We start from the raw sequence: 21318 nt of genomic DNA on the forward strand, positions 1-21318 counted from the left end.
TATTACCCTATTTTTGTGTGCATCAAATATAGGCAAGTTAGCTCGCACGCAAAATCTTCAGATATAAGTCCCAAATTAGTACGCAAAACCAGACTTAGGAAATAATTGTTAAAGGTTATTTGCCTATAAAATGTATAGTTTAATGACAAAAATCTTATTGCTATCAGACACCCATGGACACTTAGACAATACCATAATTAAATATGCGAAAAAAGCCGATGAAATATGGCATGCCGGAGATATTGGGACAATAGGAGTCGCTGATAAATTGGCAGCTATTAACCCTTTTAGAGCTGTCTTTGGAAATATAGATGATCATGTAATTCGCAAGGACTATCCTTTAGATCAAAAATTTCATTGTGAAAACGTATCCGTATGGATGACACATATTGGTGGCTATCCAAATAGGTATAGTCCGAGAGTTAAATCTCTTATAAACAATGATACCCCAAAATTATTCATTTCAGGGCATTCACATATTCTAAAAGTGATGTGGGATAAAAAACTAAACCTATTGCACATGAATCCAGGAGCCTGTGGTAAAAAAGGATTTCATCAAATGCGAACTATGCTTCAGTTCCATATAGACGGGGAAGAAATTAAAAATCTAGAAGTCATAGAATTAGGAAAAAGATAGTAGTCTAACAAAACCTTATTACATTAATATGAAAACGCAAAAAACCCGGGGAACAACCCCCGGGTTTAACGCACTAATACTACTAAGATGTTAGGTTTAACGTAAGCGATCAACAGATTTTACAAGATCTTCATCCTTCTTTATAGCCCTATTGGCAAGGACTAAAAAAACGATAGAAAATACAGGAATCAACATCCCAATACCCTTCTCAGAAATGACTATTTCTCCGGATAAATTTAGTGACCGGTAAACGAAAAATCCCAGTAAAAAAAGATTCAATAGAATATTAAGTCTGTTTACTACAAACTGATTTTTTCGATTTTTATATAAAAAAATACTTAGGATTGCTAAGCAAGAGGAAAGTAAAAATGCTCCTAAAAACATCAGATCACCCTGAGCATAAAAAACTATACCCTCCTCTGATTTCCAAAGACTAAAAACAAAAGGTAGCACCCCTGATATCAGGGCAACTACTAGTAAATATAAAGTTTGTATTCTCTGGATCATCGCTCAAATTTCATAAGCAAGGCAAAAGTACATGCCTTTTGGATAAAATCCATAAGAATTTGAATTAAAATTTATGTACAAAACTCTAGGATATACGGAAAAAAATGTAGAAAATACTCGGTTTGAGTAGGTTATGAGAATACAGAGTTTGGCTCATGGCTAAATAAAACTTTAATATATCTCAATATGTTTAAAATAATTTGTATTATTGTCTCGTTATATGTTATAGCACTTACCCTATGGGATTTCATTCCCAAGTAATACCCAAGATAACAATACACTTCATTTTCATACACTATTAATTTATTATATACTCAATGTTTGAGATTTCAGATTTAAAAGCCAAAAAGCTGCCTGAACTTCAGGATATTGCTAAGGACTTAAATGTACCTAAGTTTAAATCCTTAAAAAAATTAGATTTAGTATACCAAATACTTGATCTACAGGCAAGTAACCCTAAGGCTGTACAAGAAAAAACAGCTGCATTTTCGGCGCCAAAAACAGCTAAACCGGAGAGACCGGTTCGTAAACCAATCATAAAAGAGGAGGCAAAAACAGCTTCCCAAAAAGACACTTCTAAAGAGTCTATCAACAGACCTGAGGTGAAAAAAGCCAATCCGCGTCATCCTAAAACTTCCCAGCAAGTTAAAAAAGATAATGCACAGAATACAAACCAACAAAATAGAAATAATAACCAAAATTCTAATAATAATCACAATAAAGGGCAGTCCAATAAGAAGCCTCACCACAAAGGGGGGCAGGACAAAAAGAATAGTAACTTTGATAAAGACCTTAGAAACAAATACAAACAACCAGAATATGAGTTTGATAGTATAATTGAAAGCGAAGGTGTTTTAGACATCATGTCTGATGGTTATGGCTTCTTACGCTCTTCAGATTATAACTATTTGTCGTCTCCTGATGATATTTATGTATCACAATCGCAGATTAGACTTTTTGGACTTAAAACTGGGGATACGGTTTTGGGTAATGTTAGACCTCCTAAAGAAGGAGAAAAATACTTCCCTTTAATTAAAGTAAATAAAATTAATGGTTTGGATCCTCAAGTTGTTCGTGACAGAGTTTCTTTTGAGCATTTAACACCACTATTTCCCCAGGAGAAATTTAAGTTGGCAGAACGTCAAAGCAATTTGTCTACCAGGATAATTGATTTATTTTCTCCGATTGGGAAGGGTCAAAGAGGAATGATTGTTTCTCAACCCAAAACAGGGAAAACAATGTTATTAAAAGACATTGCAAATGCTATTGCTGCTAATCATCCTGAAGTATATCAAATAATACTACTAATAGATGAACGTCCAGAGGAGGTGACGGATATGCAAAGAAATGTTAGTGGAGAAGTTGTAGCTTCTACTTTCGACAAAGAAGCTACCGAGCATGTTAGGGTAGCCAATATTGTTTTAGAAAAAGCCAAAAGGCTTGTAGAATGCGGACATGACGTTGTAATACTCTTAGACTCTATAACTAGACTTGCCCGTGCATATAATACGGTTCAACCGGCTTCTGGAAAAGTATTAAGTGGTGGGGTAGATGCTAATGCCTTGCACAAACCAAAAAGATTTTTTGGGGCAGCTAGAAACATCGAAAACGGTGGTTCCTTATCTATAATCGCTACAGCGCTTACTGAAACTGGTTCTAAGATGGATGAAGTTATCTTTGAAGAATTCAAAGGAACTGGAAATATGGAACTTCAATTGGATAGACGAATTAGTAATAGAAGGATTTTCCCTGCAATAGATCTAATTTCTTCGTCTACTCGACGCGACGATCTTCTTTTAGATGAAAACACCATTCAACGTATGTGGATAATGCGCAAATATTTGGCAGACATGAATCCTGTTGAAGCCATGGAATTCATGGAACAGCGCATAAAACAAACCAAAAATAACGCAGAATTCTTAATGACCATGAGTCAATAAGTCTTCTTATTTTCAAAAAAAAACCCAATGAAGTTCTCATTGGGTTTTTTGGTTTTAGATGGTTTTATATCGAATTCTTAGGTGAATTTTTACATATAAAAGGAATAAATACTACATTTAAGTTAAAACAAAGCTTCCCCAAATTTTATTAAACCTATTCTTAAAACCTTAAGCCATGCAAAAAACAATTAAAAAATCAAATTTCTTCATTAGTCTATGCATTATAGCCTTATTCTTTGTAGTTATAAGCTGTAAACAGGAAAGCACTAGTCCCAACACTACTGAAAAGGCCATTGAAAGAGCAAGCGCACCAGAACAAATTGTAAGTCTGGAACAAGCACAAAGTATGTATGGCAACTATACGGAAAGAAGAGTACCCATTATTCAACAATACGAGGATAAGTATTTAGAGGAAAAAATAATTGCCAACCAAGTAGAATCTCAACAAGACTCCTTTGTTGTTGCCAGATATATCTATTATGACTATCAAACCATTAAGAATTATATAGCATATATTGAACAGGAAGCAGCGGACGCCAAAGTAGAAATCTCTTCTTTGCGTTTTTATCTTACGAATTATCCGGACAAAGAAAAATTCGACAATGGAAAGCCAATTATACATCCAAAACAAAACTCTATTCTAATTCTACCCGCCGTTAAAGCCGGTAAATCTGATTATGGGCTTTCTATTAACGTATTAGACAATGGCGAAAAAGTACCAATGTATTTGTCGGACGACTTAACACCTATTGATGCCAAAGAAATAGGAAGCCTGGACGAGGATAGCAAAAATTACGCAAGCATGGCTCCGAGTATAAATAAAATTAGTTCTAAACCTTCTCTTTTTTCAGGGAGAAATAGTTTGTTTTTAAACGAGGGCGGATCTTCACCGCCAAAGAATAACTAGTAGAGATAAATACAAAAATAAAGAGTCTGGAATTAGTTAAAATATTACAAGAAAATTACTTTTTACCGCTATATGGTCTAGTTCTTTTGCTTACCATATGGCGGTATCCCCTGTATTATGATACACCCTTACGTTATCTGCCTATCCTCTTGATGTACACTTTTCTTACAGAGCTCTTGGGCGTTTTAATTAGCGTAAATGTAGAAATAAGTCTTTTCTACAAGGAGGTTTACTTCAATAATAACTGGTTCATATACAATTTGTATAATCTACTTTTTTTTCTTTATTTCTATTACGTATTTTGGTCTTATATCTCTTCGAAGAAAAGTAAAAACATAATCAAAACTGGAGCCATTCTTTTTTTGATTACCAGTATTATAAATCCTTTGGCACAGTCTTTCAAAACAATGCCTCAACTAACTTCTTACATTATAGGGGCAATAGTTTTGTTATGGAGTATTTACTTATACACAATAGATCTGAAAAAGGACTATGGCGTCTATTTTCTTAAGAAAGATTTACTGTCTTGGCTAAGTTTGGGTATGGGAATATTTTATGCGGGATATTTGCCAATAAAAATCCTTCGCTATTATATGACTATTTACGATTTTAAAATCCTATGGGTTAGCAAAGTACATCTTTATTTAATCCTTATTATGTATTTATGCTTTGCTATTGGACTAGTTATTATGCGCAGACGTAAACTTCCAAGTTTAGAGACAGAGATTGAATAATAAAAATAGCGATACACCATTAATATTGGCTGCCTAGTATTTAAAACAAAAAAGCCCGAGTTCCTAAAAAAGAACCGGGCTTCAAATAATTTATTAAGCTGCTATAGAGAAGCTACCTGCTTTGCTAGCTTACTTTTTAAGTTAGCTGCCTTATTAGAATGTATAATATTCCTTTTAGCAAGTTTGTCTATCATACTTACTACAGATGGCAAAAGAGATTCAGCTGCTTTCTTATCTGTTTCTCCACGCAATTTTTTTATTGCATTTCTTGTAGTTTTGTGCTGGTATCTATTTCGCAGTCTAACTACTTCATTCCTTCTTATTCTCTTTAATGCCGACTTATGATTTGCCATTTCTTATTTTTATTTTGTTTAAACGGACTCTCAGTTCCTTTTGTAGCCCGTAGGGGAATCGAACCCCTGTTACCAGGATGAAAACCTGGCGTCCTAACCCCTAGACGAACGGGCCAATATTTTCAAATGCCTAAAAAACAAGCGTTTACAGCCTATTTTTAAATTTTAATTCAATTCCTTCGTAGCCCGTAGGGGAATCGAACCCCTGTTACCAGGATGAAAACCTGGCGTCCTAACCCCTAGACGAACGGGCCAATAGATCGCATAATTGCGGATGCAAAAATACAATTATTTTTAACTATACCAACACCTACATATATTTTTTTATATACCTCTAATAAGCTTTAGCAAAGAGCACTCTTTGCGCAGATGGTTTCCCAGTTACCATACAGCTACCTTCTTCTGGGTTTCCTCCTAAAGGAATACATCTAATTGTGGCTTTCGTCTGCTCCTTAATTTGATCCTCTGTTTCCGAACTACCATCCCAATGTGCAGATATAAAGCCCCCTTTTTCGTCAAGAACTTTCTTAAATTCCGTGTAAGTTTCTACTTCGGTAATATGTGATTCTCTAAAGCTTTTTGCCTTTTGGTAAATGTTGTCCTGTATCTCTACCAACAAGCCTGAAATTTTCTCCACAATATCTGATGCTGGAATGATACTTTTTTCCAGGGTATCTCGTCTTGCTACTTCATAGGTCCCATTTTCTAAATCTCTCTGACCTACAGCGATTCTTATCGGAACTCCTTTTAATTCGTATTCATTAAATTTAAATCCTGGCTTGTGGGTATCTCTTTTATCATACTTAACTGAGACATCTCTTTTTCGCAGTTCTTTTACTAAAGGCTCTATATTTTCTGAAATAGCATCTAGTTGCTCTAAGCCTTTGTAAATAGGAACAATAACCACCTGAATTGGTGCAAGTTTAGGTGGAAGTACCAATCCATTATCATCACTGTGCGTCATAATTAAGGCACCCATTAATCTCGTGGAAACACCCCAGGAAGTAGCCCAAACATATTCTTGCTTGCCTTCTTTAGTTGCGTATTTTACATCAAAAGCTTTGGCAAAGTTTTGTCCTAAGAAATGTGAGGTGCCGGCCTGTAATGCCTTACCATCTTGCATAAGCGCTTCTATGCAATAGGTATCCAAAGCACCTGCAAAACGCTCACTTTCTGTCTTTGTTCCCTTAATAACCGGAACACCCATTTGATTTTCGGCAAAATCTGCATAGATGTCCAAAATCAATTCAGCTTCTTTAATAGCTTCTTCCTCTGTTGAATGCGCTGTATGTCCTTCTTGCCATAAAAACTCCGCAGTCCGAAGAAATAAGCGAGTTCTCATTTCCCATCTTACCACATTGGCCCATTGGTTAATAAGCAATGGCAGGTCTCTATAAGACTGTATCCACCTTCTGTAGGTATCCCAGATAATAGTTTCTGAAGTGGGTCTAACGATAAGCTCCTCCTCTAATTTTGCATCTTCATCTACAATAATACCACTACCGTCTTCCGCATTTTTTAAGCGATAATGCGTTACCACGGCACATTCCTTGGCAAAGCCCTCCACATGACTTGCCTCTTTACTTAAATAAGATTTTGGAATAAATAATGGAAAATAAGCATTCTGATGTCCCGTTTCTTTGAACATTTTATCCAGACCACTTTGCATTTTTTCCCAAATAGCAAAACCGTATGGTTTAATAACCATACAACCCCTTACCCCTGAATTCTCAGCCAAATCGGCCTTAATTACGAGTTCGTTATACCATTTGGAGTAATCCTCGCTCCTCTTCGTTAATTTTTTTCCCATGAATAATACTTTGGCACAACTCTTGTGACTTAGTTAGCGTAATAGTTCGGTAAAACTAACTATTTTAAATATGTCCAACAATATAATTTTTTAGTGATGATACAAACTTTACTTTCTTACAGAGCTGCAAAGATGTTAACGGTCATTGCCACAGTTGGACTTTTAACCTCTTGTGGTTCTTACCAGCAGTCTTCTTATTATGATAATGACGGGATATATGCTGATGAAAGTGAGGAGACCTATGTTGCACCGGCCCGAAGTACTCAGAAAAAGAAAGTTGAAGACAATGACCTTTACGGTACTTATTTTGACCAGAAAGCTGAGGACCTTGGAAGCTACATGGATAGTGAAGTCTTCACAAATGTAGATGATTATTACGGAGGGGATATTGAAAATGATAGTCTTCCTAACGCTCAAGAAGAAACGTATTTCGACTATAATAATGAATATCTCGGTGACGCTGGATGGGGTGATAATCCATCTAATGTAACGATCAACAACTACAATGGTGCTGGCTGGGGTGCTGGCTGGGGCTGGGGTGGTTATTGGGGTCCTGCCTGGGGCTGGAGCGCTGGCTGGGGCTGGGGCTGGGGCGGAGGCTACTGGGGCATCGGCTGGGGCTGGGGCGGAGGCTACTGGGGTCCTGGTTGGGGCTGGGGAGGATATTATCCCGGTTGGGGCTGGGGAGGCTGCTGCTACTATGGCGGTGGATATTACGCCTATGGAAAATACGGTTATAACAGAGGACGTAGAGGTTATTACAATAACTACAATAACGCCTTAACTTCCAATTCACTAAGGGGAAGGTCTAATCTAACTTCAGGTAGAGGTAGAAGTTCTGCAAACACTACCGCGAGAAGCACAAGAACGGTGAATAGAAATACTACTGGAAGAAGCAGTAGCACACGAAGTAGTTCGGCAAGAACGGCTTCTGCACGTACAAGTTCAGCCAATAGAACCTCAAGATATAATAGCGCAAATAGTGGGAGAAGAAGCGTAAGCGCAGATGCTATTGATCGCAATAGAACCTACAGGTCTAGTAGAAGTACGCGATCTGTTCCAGGCTACAGTAGTCGGAAAAGTCAAAACTATAGATCCTATAATCCGAATGCAAGTCGTACTACCTCTAGAAGATCTTATTCTAGCAATGGAGCATATAGAAGTAGTCCCAACAGTTCCGGATATAGAAGTTCTGCAAGGAGCAGTATGCCTAGGACCTCTAGGTCTAGTACCAGTAGAAATTCAGGATATAGAGGTTCTAATAGGTCTTACAGCCCAAGTAGTTCTGGCTATAGAAGCTCTGGCAGCTCAAGAAGCTCCAGTGGATATAGAAGTTCGGGAGGTTCAAGAAGTTCCAGTGGATATAGAAGCTCTGGTGGCGGAAGTTACAGAAGTTCTGGTGGCGGAAGAAGTTCTGGAGGCATGCGTTCTGGTGGAGGAAGATCATCCGGAAGAGGTGGAGCTCGTCAATAATCCTTTAAATAGCAATTAAACTTAAATTAAAAAAAATGAAAAATCCCTTTTTTTTCATCCTAGCCTTTGCATGTATTAGCATACAGGCCCAGAACATTGAAGATGTATTGCGATATAGTTTAGACAATACTCAAGGTACGGCAAGATATCAAGGACTAAGTGGCGCTTTTACAGCTTTAGGAGGAGATCTGTCCGCTTTAAATGCTAACCCGGCAAGTTCCGCAGTTTTCAATAATAGTCAGTTCACCTTTACAGGAACAAATTATAATAGAAATAATGACGCAACTTATTTTGGGACCTTTAGAAATGGGGGGCTAAATTCTTTTAAAATTAATCAGATAGGCGGTGTTTTCGTTTTTAAAGATCGTAGCAGAGCTTCAGAATGGAAAAAATTTACCTTGGCCCTGAACTATGATCTCAGCTCTAATTTTAGAAATAGATATTATGTAGCGGGTTCTAGTACACAAGGGATTGACAACTATTTCTTGGCATTCGCTCAGGGCGTGCCACTTAATCAGTTGCAGGTTGGAGAGGATGAATTTATAGAAGACGTATATCTCGATATAGGATCACAATTGGGATTTGGACCTCAACAGGCATTTCTAGGATTTCAATCGGGAGTAATTGATCCTGTAGATTTTGATGACCCAAATAACACCAACTACTTTGGCAATGCGCTTTACGAAAGGGTAAATCAAGACTATTTTCAAGAAACTTATGGCTACAACAGTAAGTTTACCATGAACTTTGCTACCCAATATTTAGATGTGCTGTATATTGGAGGGTCCATGAATTTTCACAGTATCTATTACGAACAATATACCCAATTTAGCGAGAGAGGATACAATACCGATTCCCCAATTCAGTTTACCAACTTCGATAATTTATTAGTAACTAGAGGCAATGGGTTTTCTTTTAGTTTAGGAATGATTGCCAAAGTTAATCAGGCAGTAAGACTGGGTGCTAGTTATCAGTCCCCGACATGGTACGACTTAACTGATGATTTAGCCCAACGAATTAATACAGATTTTCCGGATAAAAATCCAGATATCGGATTTATTGATTTTAATATTGTAAATCTTTTCCCAGGTTACTCAATTCAGACTCCTGGAAAGTTTAACGGAGGTCTTGCCCTAGTCTTTGGTGGCAATGGGCTTTTGAGTTTTGATTATAGCTATCAGGACATGTCGAAATCAAAATTAAAGCCTACAGCAGACCCGAGCTTTGGCTCGGTAAATTCGGAAATTGCAAGTACATTAAGAGCTGTCTCCACTTTTCGAATTGGAGGTGAATACAGGATTAAAAGACTAAGTTTGAGAGGTGGATACCGCTTTGAACAAAGTCCTTATGCGAATGGCTTCACTATAGGGGATCTCAATGGCTTTTCGGCTGGTCTGGGGTATAATTTTGGCGCTAGTAGATTTGATATAACCTACAGTAGAGTTGAACGTTCTGCGGAACAAGAATTATTCGATGTTGGAGTTACAACTCCGGCCAGAATAGATGCAGTGCTTAACAACGTTAGCTTTGGCTATACTTTAAACTTTTAGAAACAAGCCTTTAATCTTCTTAACGAACCAGGGAAAAATGATTCCGTAAAGTATTGGCTACTAGAACGCCATTCTCGTCACGAGAGTATTCTAAACGAAACCAGTAATCGGAAGAAGGTAATGGTCTGCCGTTAAACGTTCCGTCCCAACCTATGGTTGAAGCATCTAATTGCTTAAGCAATTTACCGTATCGATCAAAAATAAAGACCACAGGGTCGGTAAGGGTTTCAATACCCAAAATATTCCAAGCATCGTGGATACCATCACCATTTGGCGTAAAGAATTTTGGATATCCAACTATTAAAAATGGAATTGGTTCAGTAGTTCCACATCCATTTTTATCATTTATTACAAGGGTATTTACGCCCGGAGGGATATCCATAAAAATGGATTCATCCTGAAACTCCCCACCATTAATGGCATATTCATAAGACCCATCTCCATCTACAAAAAACTCTACATTATTACTATCCGATAAATCGTCTAAAACAACTATCCCATTTGGTTCTGGCAAAAGCGTCGGAACACCATAAAAAGTAATTAAAATATCATCGGTAATGGTCGTCGCCAAGGTTGTTTGTATTTCTACAAAGTAGCGGCCACTGGTTGGACTGCTTACAACTAGCTCGGCTCCTAAGGGCCCGGAACCAGTTAAAGTAGCATCTATTACACCATCATCTTCATAATCTACAGTCCAAGTTACACTTGAAATATCAGGCCCTGCTGGAGAATTTAATGCTGTTAAGGTGATATCCGGATCTCCTTCACATGCAATTATATCTAAGCCTAAAAACTCATCTCGCAAAGTACAATCCAAAGCAGTATCCTGGTCCTCTTCTACCGATCTTCCAGTAAATGTAAGTATATAAGGCTCTGCATTCCCATCAAAATTGGTGTTAAAATTATTGATAAGTAAATAATAGATTTCCCCTTCTAAAACATCTAAATACTCGTCGTAGGTATTTTGATTTGCGGTAAGAGGTGGTGCACCTTCCTGCCCATTCTCTGGGTTAACACCCATACCGGTATACCTTGTACTATTTACTTCATAATTACATCTTATAGGCTGGGCAGTGCCATTACTTATACTGGCGCAATCTGTATCGGGCCCATATAAAGCAAAATCCCATTCTGCTGTAATCGCAGAACCTGCAGAGGGTAAGGCCTCGAGATCAAATCCAATCTGCCCATCCGTACCTGCCCTAAATACATACCATGAAGTATTGTTCTCAATATTAGCAGAACTAACACTCCCCTTCTCTAGACAACCAGACTGTCTAATTTCGTCGGGGTTAAAATCTTCTATATCACCTAATCCATCCGCTAGGTTAGAAATGGGCATATCTGCACAAACGGGAATTGCACTTCTACAATCCGGTGAATTCTGTGCTACTACTCTACTACTTATAAAGAGCACAAAACATAGGAAACATAAGAGGGTTCGCATAAATTATGGGGCTATAATTATACAAATAATCATAACTATAACTCTATGCACTGTTTTTTAGTATGTCTTATCGAAGATTTTAATCACTTTATCGATAAACGTCTTTGTACAATTAGATTGGTTATTTATCGCTTAAGGGCAAAATGATTTTGAATATACTTCGCTTCTACCCTTTCCCCCTGAAAATCCAAATAAGTAAGTTTAAACCAATAATCACTCGAGGGCAAAGGAATACCATTAAAATCCCCGTTCCAACCTAAACTACTCTCTGACAAAACTTTTAAAAGCTTCCCGTATCTATCGTAAATTTCCACTATGGGTTGTTCCAAACTTTGAAGACCTTCTAAGTACCAATTATCGTTTATTCCGTCACCATTAGGCGTAAAAAAGCTAAGGTAGCCCACTACGGTTATCGTTTCAGTAATACTACCACATCCATTTCGGTCTACAATCCTTATCACATGTATTCCTGGAAGAACCTCCGTAAAGATAGCCGCGTCCTGAAAGGGACCGTTATCCATTTGAAACTCAAAATTACCTATGTTATTTGTTACTAATTCAATAGTATTATTGCCTCGTAAGTCGTTCACCACAACCTCCAATAATCTGGGAGTTTCAGATACTAAAACATCGATCGCTGTTTCTGTTGAACAACTTACCCCAGAAGATTCTGAAGTTACAATAAGGTTATAAGTACCGGCCTCCATAACACTTATTTGAGGTGTGGTCTCCCCGGTACTCCATAGATAAGTGTAAAATGGTGACACTTCTGCAGGACCAATAGTAATTTGCGCACTGTTTTCGCAGATTTGTACTTCTGTTGGAAAATCTAGGGTAGGAGCCTCTAAAACATTTAAAGTGAACTGTCCGGATGCATCAAAACAATGAGGATTAGCTAAAGAACTTGCTCTTACAAAGATTGTAGTAGTTCCCATAGCCGGGACAAAGGTATCGTTCAAGGAGTTTAGTCCTAAGATTGCATCATCCATGGTAAGATGATAACTAATTATATTTTCAGAAGGGTCTTGTCCTGCCAATGCTTCGTCATCTTTACTTCTAAGGTCATAAAAACCTCCGTTGAAACAAAAAGTTTCATCCGATAAAGAACTCAGATAAGGGGTGTCGTAATACACCACTTGTACATCACTTATTATGTTTGAAGTAGGTCCGGTATTCACATCCACTCGATACATACCGGAGACAGCTACCTGAAAGGTGGCCGTTGTTTCGGATAATATTTCGTTAAAGCCATTACCTACGTCAAGGTACCATCGATAGCCTAAGGCTCCGGGAAAACTTGCATCCAAAACAACTTCTTCTGTATCGCAGGCAGCGATAGGAGGGCCCAAAAGATTACTAATTATAGAACAATCCAAAGCATCATATGGATTAGTGTTAAAAATATCTCCCGAAAACTGAATAGAGAAACCAGAATTAGTATTGCTAAAATTATTAATCATTAGGTAGTATTCCTCGCCTGGAGCAACTTCTAGCCATTCTTCATACAAGACCGTATTGGATGTTCCACTTGGGCTCTCCCCAATGCCCATAAAGCTCTCGCCATCGCTATTATCAAAGAAATTACATCGAACGGGTTCTCCGAGATTATTACAATTATCTGTCTTATACAAGGCAAAATCCCAATCCTCTGCGGTACCGAAACCTATATTAATTCCAAGCTGTCCGGATGCCGCGGTCTTGAACCGATACCATGCCGAATTAGACTCTATACTTCCCGAGAGAGTTCTCTCCAAGCATCCACTACTAGCGAGACCAGGATAATCATCCACTCCATATCCCAAAGTACCCCCATTTATTGGTGTATTGTTACATATGGGTATAGCAGTTGCGCAGTCTGCGGATACCTGAGCATAGGCTAGTTCCACAGTGCCCACTATACTAACAAGAAGAAGAAGGTATATACCCCGCATAAAACACACCTCTATTAACCAATAAATAAAATTAAGAGCCCACTTGTCTTAACACTAATTTATGTTGTGTAAGTCTACTAACTGGGGATAAAGTGGCATATTATGTATATCTTTGCCTTTCCTAAAAAAGGTATTTAAATGAAATTAGACGGTGCTTGGGAAGAAAAGTTTGATGCTATAGAAAACGACCACGTTTCCTCAAACCAAGAAACCCCAATGAGAAATGACGCATTTGTTTTAGATGATGATCAAAAAATTGAGCAAATCAAAAGGAATGTCCAGGAAATTATGCAAACCCTAGGATTAGACCTAACCGATGACAGTCTAAAAGGAACACCCTTGCGTGTTGCTAAAATGTATGTCAAAGAAATATTTGGAGGTTTACATCCTGACCGTAAACCTAAGTCATCCACATTCGACAATAAGTACAAATATGGCGAGATGTTGGTAGAGAAAAACATTACTGTCTATTCTACCTGTGAACATCATCTTTTGCCCATAGTGGGCAAGGCCCATATTGCGTATATTTCTAAAGGTACGGTAGTAGGGCTTTCCAAAATGAACAGGATAGTGGATTATTACGCCAAACGTCCGCAAGTACAGGAAAGGCTTAATATTCAAATTGTAAAAGAGCTTCAAAAAGTTCTAGGAACCGAAGATGTTGCCTGCGTTATTGATGCGAAACATTTATGTGTAAATTCCCGAGGGATCCGAGATGTAGACAGCAGTACCGTAACTGCAGAATACGGAGGTAAATTTAAAGAAGAATTTACAAGAAGAGAATTTCTAGACTATATCAACCTTGACACCAACTACTAATCCGTTTACCCAATAATGCATCTGAATAAAAACCAGCAATTAAGAGTTTACAACTCCCTTAGCGGCACTAAAGAATTATTTGTTCCCATAAATGAAGGTCATGTTGGCATGTATGTCTGTGGACCAACAGTTTATAGCAATGTGCACTTAGGTAATTGTAGAACATTTATGTCTTTTGATATGATTTTTAGATATCTAAGACATTTGGGTTACAAAGTTCGCTACGTCAGGAATATTACAGATGCCGGGCATTTGGAAGATGATGCAGACCATGGAGAGGACAAGATTTCCAAGAAAGCGCGACTGGAAAAAATTGAACCCATGGAGGTAGTTCAAAGGTATACGGTAGATTTTCATACCATTTTGCAAAAGTTTAATTTTTTACCTCCCAGCATTGAGCCTACCGCTACTGGTCATATCATTGAACAAATGGAAATTATTAAGGAAATTCTTGCTAAAGGATATGCTTATGAAATAAATGGCTCTGTTTATTTTGACGTTAAAAAATTTAATACCGACTTTGACTACGGGAAATTAAGCGGAAGAAAATTGGAAGATATGATTTCCAATACTCGTGAATTAACCGCGCAAGACGAAAAAAGAAATCCTCAAGACTTTGCCCTCTGGAAAAAGGCAGAACCACAACATATAATGCGATGGCCATCTCCTTGGGGGGATGGATTTCCTGGTTGGCATCTTGAATGTACCGCTATGAGCACCAAATATCTTGGGGAAGAATTTGATATTCACGGAGGAGGAATGGATTTAAAATTTCCACATCATGAATGTGAAATAGCGCAGGCAGAAGCCAGTAACGGACATTCCCCTGTTAAATACTGGCTGCATGCTAACATGCTTACCCTAAACGGTAAGAAAATGGCAAAGTCTACGGGCAACAATATTCTTCCCGGAGAAATATTTAGTGGAGAAAACACCATTTTAAGTAAGGCTTTTACGCCTTCAGTGGTCCGTTTCTTTATGATGCAAGCGCACTATACCAGTATTCTTGACTTAAGTAATGAGGCCTTATTAGCATCGGAAAAGGGCTACCACAGACTTATGGAGGCTATTGAAAAAATAGAACTGCTCCCAACGGCAGAGACCTCTGATTTCAATGTTGTTTCGTGGAAACAAAAGTGTTACGATGCCATGAACGATGACTTTAATACGCCAATTCTTATTGCTCAATTATTTGAGGCCGTAAAGCATATTAATCTTATTCATGCGGATAAAGAGAAGATTACAGGAGAAGATCTCGCCCTTCTAAAGGTTTCTATAAACGAATTTGTTTTCGACGTCTTGGGCATTGAAGCTAAATCTGGCAACGAGGGAGAAGCCGATAAACTTGATGGCGTTGTAGAATTACTGATAGAACTTCGAAACGACGCCAGAGCAAATAAAGACTTTGCAACTTCCGATAAAATTAGAGACCAATTGGCGAGTATGGGAATACAGTTGAAAGATGGCAAAGAAGGCACCACCTTTAGCCTTTGATTCTTGTTAATTGTAGCAGATGGCTTTGTCGATCAAAAAAATTCTAATTTCTCCTTTTATTTTTCTAGTAAGGGTATATCAAAATCTTATTTCACCCTATCTGCCAGCTAGTTGCAGATACTCCCCTACCTGCTCACAGTACACCATTGAAGCTTTGAAAAAACACGGACTGTTTAAAGGCGGGCTACTTGCAATTAAGAGAATTGCCAGTTGTAACCCATGGGGTGGTAAAGGCTATGATCCGGTGCCCTGAGAATAATATAAATCGCAGTACATAAAATCTCATATCTTTTCTGATTATAGATTTATTCACAAAACTTTAGAATAAACTTAGGGTATCATTTAAGCTTTGGCTCCACTCTATTTTCTTATATTAGCCTCTTAAAATCCTTCTTATGTATTTTTTAGGTTTTACCTGGAATCCCGACGACACCCTATTTACATTGGGTATCCTTCAAATAAAATATTATAACCTCTTATGGATTGCAGCCTTCGCCATAGGTTGGTTTATAATGAAAAAGATCTTCTTAAACGAAAAGAAATCTTTGGAGCAGTTAGATTCTCTTTTTATATATACCGTCGTAGCTACAATGTTGGGCGCTCGTTTGGGACATGTATTCTTTTATGATTGGGCTTATTATCAGAATCATATTGCAGAAATACTGCTTCCCATCAGAGAAAGAAGCGGAAGTACTTTATTCGGGATTATCAACGGTTATGAGTTTACAGGTTTTACAGGTTTGGCAAGTCATGGTGCCGCCATTGGAATAATTATTGGTATGTATCTATTTACTAAAAAACATACAGACATGACTATGTTATGGGTATTAGATAGGATAGTAATCCCCGTGTCTATAGGAGCCTTTTGTGTGCGTCTTGGGAACTTCTTTAATTCGGAAATAAATGGAAAGGTTACCGATGAAAATTTCATTTTAGCCACCAAATTCGTTAGAGATTCCGATGATATGCCAGCCTCAGCGGTCTTGCAGCTAACCCAGGAGAAAACGATTAATGCGGCTTATGCAGCCTTAGAAAGTAATCCAAAATTTGCATCCTATTTGCAGGCAATACCCTATAGACATCCAGCGCAACTTTATGAAGGAATAGCATATATCTTTGTATTTGGAATATTGTACTATTTGTACTGGAAAACCGATAAAAAGAATCAAGCTGGCTTTCTGTTCGGGTTGTTTTTAGTACTGCTATGGACGGTTAGATTTTTTGTTGAGTTTGTAAAGAAAAGTCAGGGTGGTTTTGAAGAATCTCTGGGTATCTTATCTACTGGCCAATGGTTGAGCATACCTTTTATTCTGGTAGGCTTTTATTTTATGTTTAAAAATAAAAAGTCTTCCCTAACTAATTAGTGTTCGATTGAAGTTATGAGAACATTTTGGCATAGATATATTTTTCTTTTATTTGGTCTTATCGTACTAAATGGTTGCGCAGAAGACACAAAAAGAAAGGTTGAGACGGCGGCTATTTCTTTTACTAAGGAAGGAGAATTGTCTTTGTATAAAGCTAATTCCGACTCTCTAATTAGCCAATACAATATTGAAATCGCCGAGTCGGATTATGAAACACAGACCGGTCTTATGTATAGGGATTCTATGAAAGAGAATGAAGCTATGCTATTTGTCTTTTCGGATCTTGCTTACCACTCTTTTTATATGAAGAATACCAAGATTCCTTTAGATATTCTCTTTATTGATGAGAATTTAAAGATTGTAAGTCTAAAAGAAAATGCACAGCCGTTTGATGAAACAGGTATTTCATCAGAATTCCCTGTGCAATATGTTTTAGAAATAAATGCAGGACAGTGTAAACTTCATAATATCTCGGTTGGGGATAGAATAATTTATACGCAACTATAAGATGCCCACCTCTCTTCTGCTCGAGAATCAAGAAAGTAAACGTCTCATTTACAGAAGAGTAAAACCCACTGATTTTAATTCTTGGTTACCATTCCACGAGGAACCTTTGAGCATGCAATACTTCGTTGGTAATATTCCAGAACCACAGGAAGCCTGTAAGGCTTGGTTCGACAAAGTATTTTACCGTTATACGAATAATTTAGGAGGACATAATGCCCTAATTTCAAAAAAGACGGGCAAGTTTATTGGCATGTGTGGGTTACTCGTACAAACCGTAGATAATATCCAAGAATTAGAAATTGGCTATTCTATTTTACCGGAATATTGGCAAAAAGGATATGCCACAGAGGCAGCAAAGCAGTGTCGCTCATATGCACAAAAAAACAAATTATCGACCTCCTTGATTTCCATTATCCATAAAGACAATATAGGTTCTCAGAAGGTAGCAATTGCCAATAATATGTATTTAGATAAACACACCAATTACAAAGGTATTCCCGTACATATATACAGAGTTAAGCTTAAATAATACTTTCCAAAGGGAGGAGATGAAATCCCTAATTAAACATAAAGTCTAAAAGAAAAACGAGGCCCATAATCAAACAAAGGCAAATAGTACAAGCCTGTATAATTTTAATAGTCCGCTTACTCATTGCTTAAATAAAATTTGTGGGGGAATTTATAAAGCTTTCGAAATTAAGGAATTAAAATAATATATCTCTTTTGTTTTTAAGCAAAAATGAAACATTTAAGAGCTTGTTCTATATTTGTTAAAACTCTATTTAAATGTCTATCTCTCCGAAAGGTCATAAGGCAATATTTTATACTAATCAATCTCAATATAACGACCTGGTAGAAGACCTACTAAAAGGAAAAAATCTTGCCAAAGAATTCAACTATTTACAGGGTCTTCAGGGGGCTCTATTCTCTAAAAGAATTCTTGACTACTTCATAGAAGAAGAAACCATTCACGATAAAAAGTGGCCTAGCCTCAACAAAGATCAGAGCTTGCTATCTATGAGTAGCGGGGAGCGAAAAAAAGCACTTCTGAATCATTTACTACAGACAAAACCCGAATACCTTATACTGATTAACCCTCTAGACAATTTAGACCACGCTTCACAAAAAGATCTAATAACCCATTTGAAACTTCTATCCAAAACCAAATATATCTTACTCTTTATAAGTAGAAAAGCCGATCTACTTCCTTTTATTAACAGTTACTACCTTTTAAAAAGCAATACTTTTATTCCACTAGATGATTTATCCAAGATTAGTTTCAAAAAAACTCCTAGCTGGACGAATTCTATTCCGGAGGCACTGGATACAATTTCCTACAACCACACTAATCTTGTAAAACTAAATAAGGTAAGTGTAAGCTATGGGAGTTCTTCAATTTTGAACAATATAAACTGGAGGATTCGTCCAGGTGAATTTTGGAAACTATCCGGCCCAAATGGAAGTGGAAAAACCACACTCCTATCTATGATTAACGGAGACAGTCCTAAGGCCTATGGACAAGACATTTATCTTTTGGGTTTTCAAAAAGGACAGGGGGAAAGTGTCTGGGATCTAAAGAAGTCTATGGGGTATTTTACTCCAGCGATGATTGATCGCTTTAAGGGTTACCACACCTTGGAGAATATGATTATTTCCGGACTTTTCGATTCCATAGGTCTGTATATAAAACCTAGTAACGTGCATAGAAGGTTAGCATTAAAATGGTTACGACTGCTTGATATGGAGGATAAAAGAGATACTTACTTTCATAAACTAAGTCAAGGAGATAAACATCTTATTATGTGTATACGAGCCATGATAAAACATCCTCCACTGCTTATTCTGGACGAGCCAACCTCGGGTCTCGATGATTCAAGTGCAAGGGCGGTAGTTGCGCTAACTAATAGAATGTCCGAAGAAAGTAATACGGCGATAATTTTTGTGTCTCATAGAGAGGAGCCACTGCTGAAGGCGAAATTAGAGTACGTCTTAGTCCCAACTAATAATGGATCCGAAGGAATAGTAAAGACTATTACTGAAAACTAATTAAAAAATAGAATCCCTAAGACATAAGCCTATGCCTTTTCAAATTAAACACTACCTTTAAGAGATTTACCAGCCAAACCAACTTCCATTAATGAAAAGCTATAAAGATAATAAATGGTACGTCCTTTTTATCTTGACCTTGGTATATACCTTCAGTTTTATTGACAGACAAATACTAGTAATTCTCTCAGAACCTATTAAGAGTGAACTGGGCCTGTCCGATACGCAACTAGGCTTACTGACGGGCCTAGCCTTTGCCGCGCTCTACGTTATCCTTGGCTTACCCATAGCCCGAATTGCGGACAAAGGAAACAGAAAAAATATTATTGTAATCAGTATTAGTTTATGGTCTTTTATGACCGCTATTTCAGGAGCTGTGAGTAGTTTTACCCAGCTACTATTGGCTAGAATTGGAGTTGGTATTGGAGAAGCGGGAGGTAGCCCTCCATCCCACTCTATTATATCGGACTATTTTCCACCTAAAAAAAGGGCTACCGCCTTTGCTATATACTCGCTAGGAATATATATTGGAATTTTAATTGGATTTGTAATTGGAGGGTTTATAGCCAAACATTATGGTTGGCGGATAACCTTTTATACCATTGGAATTCCTGGATTGTTATTAGCTATTGTACTGTATTTTACGGTAAAAGAGCCTACAAAAGGGCAATTAGATTCCTTGAAATCGCATATTGAATTACCAACACTTAAACAAGTATACAAAATATTATTTGGTTATAAATCCTTTGTTTATGCTGCTCTGGGCACCGGTTTTATTGCTTTTGGGCAGTACGGCATAACTAATTTTCTACCTTCATTTCTTCAAAGAATTCACGGAATGGATCTGGCAGTAGCCGGCTATGTACTGGGATTAGTATTAGGAGTTGGTGGAGGTCTGGGAGTATTTCTTGGTGGTTATTTAAGCGATCGTCTTGGCCTTAAGGATCTTCGCTGGTATTTATGGGGTCCAATGATCAGTGGATTCCTGTCGCTAATTTTTGTCTTACTTCTTATTTTTAGTGATCAAATCATATGGGTAATAGCTGGGCTTTTCTTAACCGTTTTCTTCGCCAGTTTTTATTTGGCTCCCGTAATTGGAATAACACATAGTTTGGTAAATGCAAAAATGCGGGCCATTGCCTCATCCATACTTTTCTTTATTTTAAACTTTATTGGATTAGGCTTTGGACCATTAACTATTGGCTTCCTCAGTGATAGCCTACAACCAGAATTTGGAGATCTTAGTTTGCGGTGGGCGTTTTGTATTGTCTTAGTAAGTGGATCTCTGGCCTCTGTATTTTTTGGTATGGCGGCTAAGCATTACCGCGCAGACCTCAAATCGTCTGGAGCTCTGCAATAGGTTTTAATAGTCTTTATAAAAGGCAAATTACATGACCTAAACTTTTGGAAAACAGATCACAATATTATTTTAAAAAAAAGATTTTTTTTATATTCCCTTTATTTTGAGCAAATTAGTTTACCTTTGCGGCTAATTTAAATATATATCATGAGTAACGGTACCGTAAAGTTTTTTAACAATACCAAAGGTTTTGGATTTATTACCCCAGAAGATGGTGATAAAGATGTGTTTGTACACGTAAGTGGGTTAACCCAAGATATCGCTGAAGGAGACAAAGTAAGCTATGATCTTGAAGAAAGTCCAAAAGGATTGAACGCTGTAAATGTAGAAGTTATTTAATTTATAAAATTATAACTATTCAAGAGCAAAGGTCTGTCGAAATCGACAGACCTTTTTTTTTACAAAAGACATGAATAAAAAAGCGGCCAATTGATTTTTC

20 protein-coding genes and 2 tRNA genes are annotated in these 21318 nt (G+C 37.5%); 15 read left to right on the forward strand and 7 right to left on the reverse strand.

Features of this window, described 5'->3' with window-relative positions; all coding sequences use genetic code 11:
• The first annotated feature begins 142 nt into the window (after positions 1-142).
• Positions 143-637 carry a metallophosphoesterase family protein gene (locus PXG98_RS08780; protein ID WP_276390361.1) on the forward strand — a complete coding sequence of 165 codons (495 nt, stop codon included), beginning with the start codon at positions 143-145 and terminating at the stop codon, positions 635-637.
• A gap of 96 nt (positions 638-733) precedes the next feature.
• Here PXG98_RS08780 and PXG98_RS08785 read toward each other — a convergent pair whose 3' ends face one another.
• Positions 734-1144 carry a DUF4293 domain-containing protein gene (locus tag PXG98_RS08785; RefSeq protein ID WP_276390362.1) on the reverse strand — a complete coding sequence of 137 codons (411 nt, stop codon included), beginning with the start codon at positions 1142-1144 and terminating at the stop codon, positions 734-736.
• 317 nt (positions 1145-1461) lie between these two features.
• Between PXG98_RS08785 and rho the strand changes: the two genes are divergently transcribed.
• From rho to PXG98_RS08800, 3 genes are all read left to right on the forward strand, one after another.
• Positions 1462-3084, forward strand: a complete 1623-nt coding sequence (gene rho / locus PXG98_RS08790) for a transcription termination factor Rho (protein ID WP_276390364.1) — start codon at positions 1462-1464, stop codon at positions 3082-3084.
• A 175-nt stretch (positions 3085-3259) separates the two neighbouring features.
• Entirely contained in the window at positions 3260-3991 is a 732-nt protein-coding gene (locus PXG98_RS08795) for a hypothetical protein (RefSeq protein WP_276390365.1), read from the forward strand.
• A gap of 407 nt (positions 3992-4398) precedes the next feature.
• Positions 4399-4725, forward strand: a complete 327-nt coding sequence (locus tag PXG98_RS08800) for a hypothetical protein (protein WP_276390367.1) — start codon at positions 4399-4401, stop codon at positions 4723-4725.
• A gap of 101 nt (positions 4726-4826) precedes the next feature.
• On the opposite strand, the gene rpsT is transcribed toward PXG98_RS08800, so the two are convergent.
• The 4 genes from rpsT to proS form a co-directional block, all read right to left on the reverse strand.
• Positions 4827-5078 (reverse strand): 30S ribosomal protein S20, encoded by a 252-nt coding sequence (gene rpsT / locus PXG98_RS08805; protein ID WP_276390369.1) that lies wholly within the window; start codon positions 5076-5078, stop codon positions 4827-4829.
• A gap of 43 nt (positions 5079-5121) precedes the next feature.
• Positions 5122-5193 (reverse strand) — tRNA-Glu (locus PXG98_RS08810).
• A gap of 67 nt (positions 5194-5260) precedes the next feature.
• Positions 5261-5332 (reverse strand) — tRNA-Glu (locus PXG98_RS08815).
• Between the two features lie 80 nt (positions 5333-5412).
• A complete protein-coding gene (gene proS, locus PXG98_RS08820; protein ID WP_276390370.1) occupies positions 5413-6888 on the reverse strand; it encodes a proline--tRNA ligase in 1476 nt (491 codons plus the stop codon).
• A gap of 96 nt (positions 6889-6984) precedes the next feature.
• On the opposite strand from proS, the gene PXG98_RS08825 reads away from it, so the two are divergent.
• Positions 6985-8361, forward strand: coding sequence for a hypothetical protein (locus tag PXG98_RS08825; protein WP_276390371.1), 1377 nt, complete (start codon positions 6985-6987; stop codon positions 8359-8361).
• 35 nt (positions 8362-8396) lie between these two features.
• Positions 8397-9911 (forward strand): OmpP1/FadL family transporter, encoded by a 1515-nt coding sequence (locus PXG98_RS08830; protein WP_276390372.1) that lies wholly within the window; start codon positions 8397-8399, stop codon positions 9909-9911.
• A gap of 19 nt (positions 9912-9930) precedes the next feature.
• Here PXG98_RS08830 and PXG98_RS08835 read toward each other — a convergent pair whose 3' ends face one another.
• Complete coding sequence (locus PXG98_RS08835; protein WP_276390374.1) at positions 9931-11358, reverse strand: T9SS type B sorting domain-containing protein; 1428 nt, start codon at positions 11356-11358, stop codon at positions 9931-9933.
• 125 nt (positions 11359-11483) lie between these two features.
• Entirely contained in the window at positions 11484-13289 is a 1806-nt protein-coding gene (locus PXG98_RS08840; protein ID WP_276390376.1) for a T9SS type B sorting domain-containing protein, read from the reverse strand.
• A gap of 138 nt (positions 13290-13427) precedes the next feature.
• Between PXG98_RS08840 and folE the strand changes: the two genes are divergently transcribed.
• The 9 genes from folE to PXG98_RS08885 all read left to right on the forward strand — a co-directional run bounded on the left by folE (position 13428) and on the right by PXG98_RS08885 (position 21218).
• A complete protein-coding gene (folE, locus tag PXG98_RS08845) occupies positions 13428-14108 on the forward strand; it encodes a GTP cyclohydrolase I FolE (RefSeq protein WP_276390378.1) in 681 nt (226 codons plus the stop codon).
• A gap of 15 nt (positions 14109-14123) precedes the next feature.
• Complete coding sequence (gene cysS, locus PXG98_RS08850; protein WP_276390380.1) at positions 14124-15602, forward strand: cysteine--tRNA ligase; 1479 nt, start codon at positions 14124-14126, stop codon at positions 15600-15602.
• 19 nt (positions 15603-15621) lie between these two features.
• On the forward strand, positions 15622-15855 hold the full coding sequence (gene yidD, locus PXG98_RS08855) for a membrane protein insertion efficiency factor YidD (protein WP_276390381.1): 234 nt from the start codon (positions 15622-15624) through the stop codon (positions 15853-15855).
• Between the two features lie 142 nt (positions 15856-15997).
• Complete coding sequence (gene lgt, locus PXG98_RS08860) at positions 15998-16966, forward strand: prolipoprotein diacylglyceryl transferase (protein ID WP_276390382.1); 969 nt, start codon at positions 15998-16000, stop codon at positions 16964-16966.
• Between the two features lie 15 nt (positions 16967-16981).
• Complete coding sequence (locus tag PXG98_RS08865; protein WP_276390383.1) at positions 16982-17473, forward strand: DUF192 domain-containing protein; 492 nt, start codon at positions 16982-16984, stop codon at positions 17471-17473.
• Between the two features lies 1 nt (position 17474).
• On the forward strand, positions 17475-18002 hold the full coding sequence (locus PXG98_RS08870; protein WP_276390385.1) for a GNAT family N-acetyltransferase: 528 nt from the start codon (positions 17475-17477) through the stop codon (positions 18000-18002).
• A 257-nt stretch (positions 18003-18259) separates the two neighbouring features.
• A complete protein-coding gene (locus tag PXG98_RS08875; protein WP_276390387.1) occupies positions 18260-19519 on the forward strand; it encodes an ATP-binding cassette domain-containing protein in 1260 nt (419 codons plus the stop codon).
• A 91-nt stretch (positions 19520-19610) separates the two neighbouring features.
• Positions 19611-20879, forward strand: coding sequence for a spinster family MFS transporter (locus PXG98_RS08880; protein WP_276390389.1), 1269 nt, complete (start codon positions 19611-19613; stop codon positions 20877-20879).
• A gap of 147 nt (positions 20880-21026) precedes the next feature.
• A complete protein-coding gene (locus PXG98_RS08885; RefSeq protein WP_276390390.1) occupies positions 21027-21218 on the forward strand; it encodes a cold-shock protein in 192 nt (63 codons plus the stop codon).
• Positions 21219-21318: the final 100 nt, after the last annotated feature.

It is taken from the genome of Eudoraea chungangensis (genome assembly GCF_029360665.1).
GTDB lineage: Bacteria > Bacteroidota > Bacteroidia > Flavobacteriales > Flavobacteriaceae > Eudoraea > Eudoraea chungangensis.

Bases quoted from the DNA above. Each gene is read 5' to 3' on its own strand.
- PXG98_RS08800 (WP_276390367.1), top strand. From the start codon at position 4,399: ATGCCTCAACTAACTTCTTACATTATAGGGGCAATAGTTTTGTTATGG.
- folE (WP_276390378.1), top strand. From the start codon at position 13,428: ATGAAATTAGACGGTGCTTGGGAAGAAAAGTTTGATGCTATAGAAAAC.
- cysS (WP_276390380.1), top strand. From the start codon at position 14,124: ATGCATCTGAATAAAAACCAGCAATTAAGAGTTTACAACTCCCTTAGC.
- PXG98_RS08835 (WP_276390374.1), bottom strand. From the start codon at position 11,358: ATGCGAACCCTCTTATGTTTCCTATGTTTTGTGCTCTTTATAAGTAGT.
- proS (WP_276390370.1), bottom strand. From the start codon at position 6,888: ATGGGAAAAAAATTAACGAAGAGGAGCGAGGATTACTCCAAATGGTAT.
- PXG98_RS08785 (WP_276390362.1), bottom strand. From the start codon at position 1,144: ATGATCCAGAGAATACAAACTTTATATTTACTAGTAGTTGCCCTGATA.
- PXG98_RS08840 (WP_276390376.1), bottom strand. From the start codon at position 13,289: ATGCGGGGTATATACCTTCTTCTTCTTGTTAGTATAGTGGGCACTGTG.
- PXG98_RS08885 (WP_276390390.1), top strand. From the start codon at position 21,027: ATGAGTAACGGTACCGTAAAGTTTTTTAACAATACCAAAGGTTTTGGA.
- rho (WP_276390364.1), top strand. From the start codon at position 1,462: ATGTTTGAGATTTCAGATTTAAAAGCCAAAAAGCTGCCTGAACTTCAG.
- PXG98_RS08880 (WP_276390389.1), top strand. From the start codon at position 19,611: ATGAAAAGCTATAAAGATAATAAATGGTACGTCCTTTTTATCTTGACC.
- lgt (WP_276390382.1), top strand. From the start codon at position 15,998: ATGTATTTTTTAGGTTTTACCTGGAATCCCGACGACACCCTATTTACA.
- rpsT (WP_276390369.1), bottom strand. From the start codon at position 5,078: ATGGCAAATCATAAGTCGGCATTAAAGAGAATAAGAAGGAATGAAGTA.
- PXG98_RS08870 (WP_276390385.1), top strand. From the start codon at position 17,475: ATGCCCACCTCTCTTCTGCTCGAGAATCAAGAAAGTAAACGTCTCATT.
- PXG98_RS08830 (WP_276390372.1), top strand. From the start codon at position 8,397: ATGAAAAATCCCTTTTTTTTCATCCTAGCCTTTGCATGTATTAGCATA.
- PXG98_RS08795 (WP_276390365.1), top strand. From the start codon at position 3,260: ATGCAAAAAACAATTAAAAAATCAAATTTCTTCATTAGTCTATGCATT.
- PXG98_RS08865 (WP_276390383.1), top strand. From the start codon at position 16,982: ATGAGAACATTTTGGCATAGATATATTTTTCTTTTATTTGGTCTTATC.
- PXG98_RS08780 (WP_276390361.1), top strand. From the start codon at position 143: ATGACAAAAATCTTATTGCTATCAGACACCCATGGACACTTAGACAAT.
- PXG98_RS08825 (WP_276390371.1), top strand. From the start codon at position 6,985: ATGATACAAACTTTACTTTCTTACAGAGCTGCAAAGATGTTAACGGTC.
- PXG98_RS08875 (WP_276390387.1), top strand. From the start codon at position 18,260: ATGTCTATCTCTCCGAAAGGTCATAAGGCAATATTTTATACTAATCAA.
- yidD (WP_276390381.1), top strand. From the start codon at position 15,622: ATGGCTTTGTCGATCAAAAAAATTCTAATTTCTCCTTTTATTTTTCTA.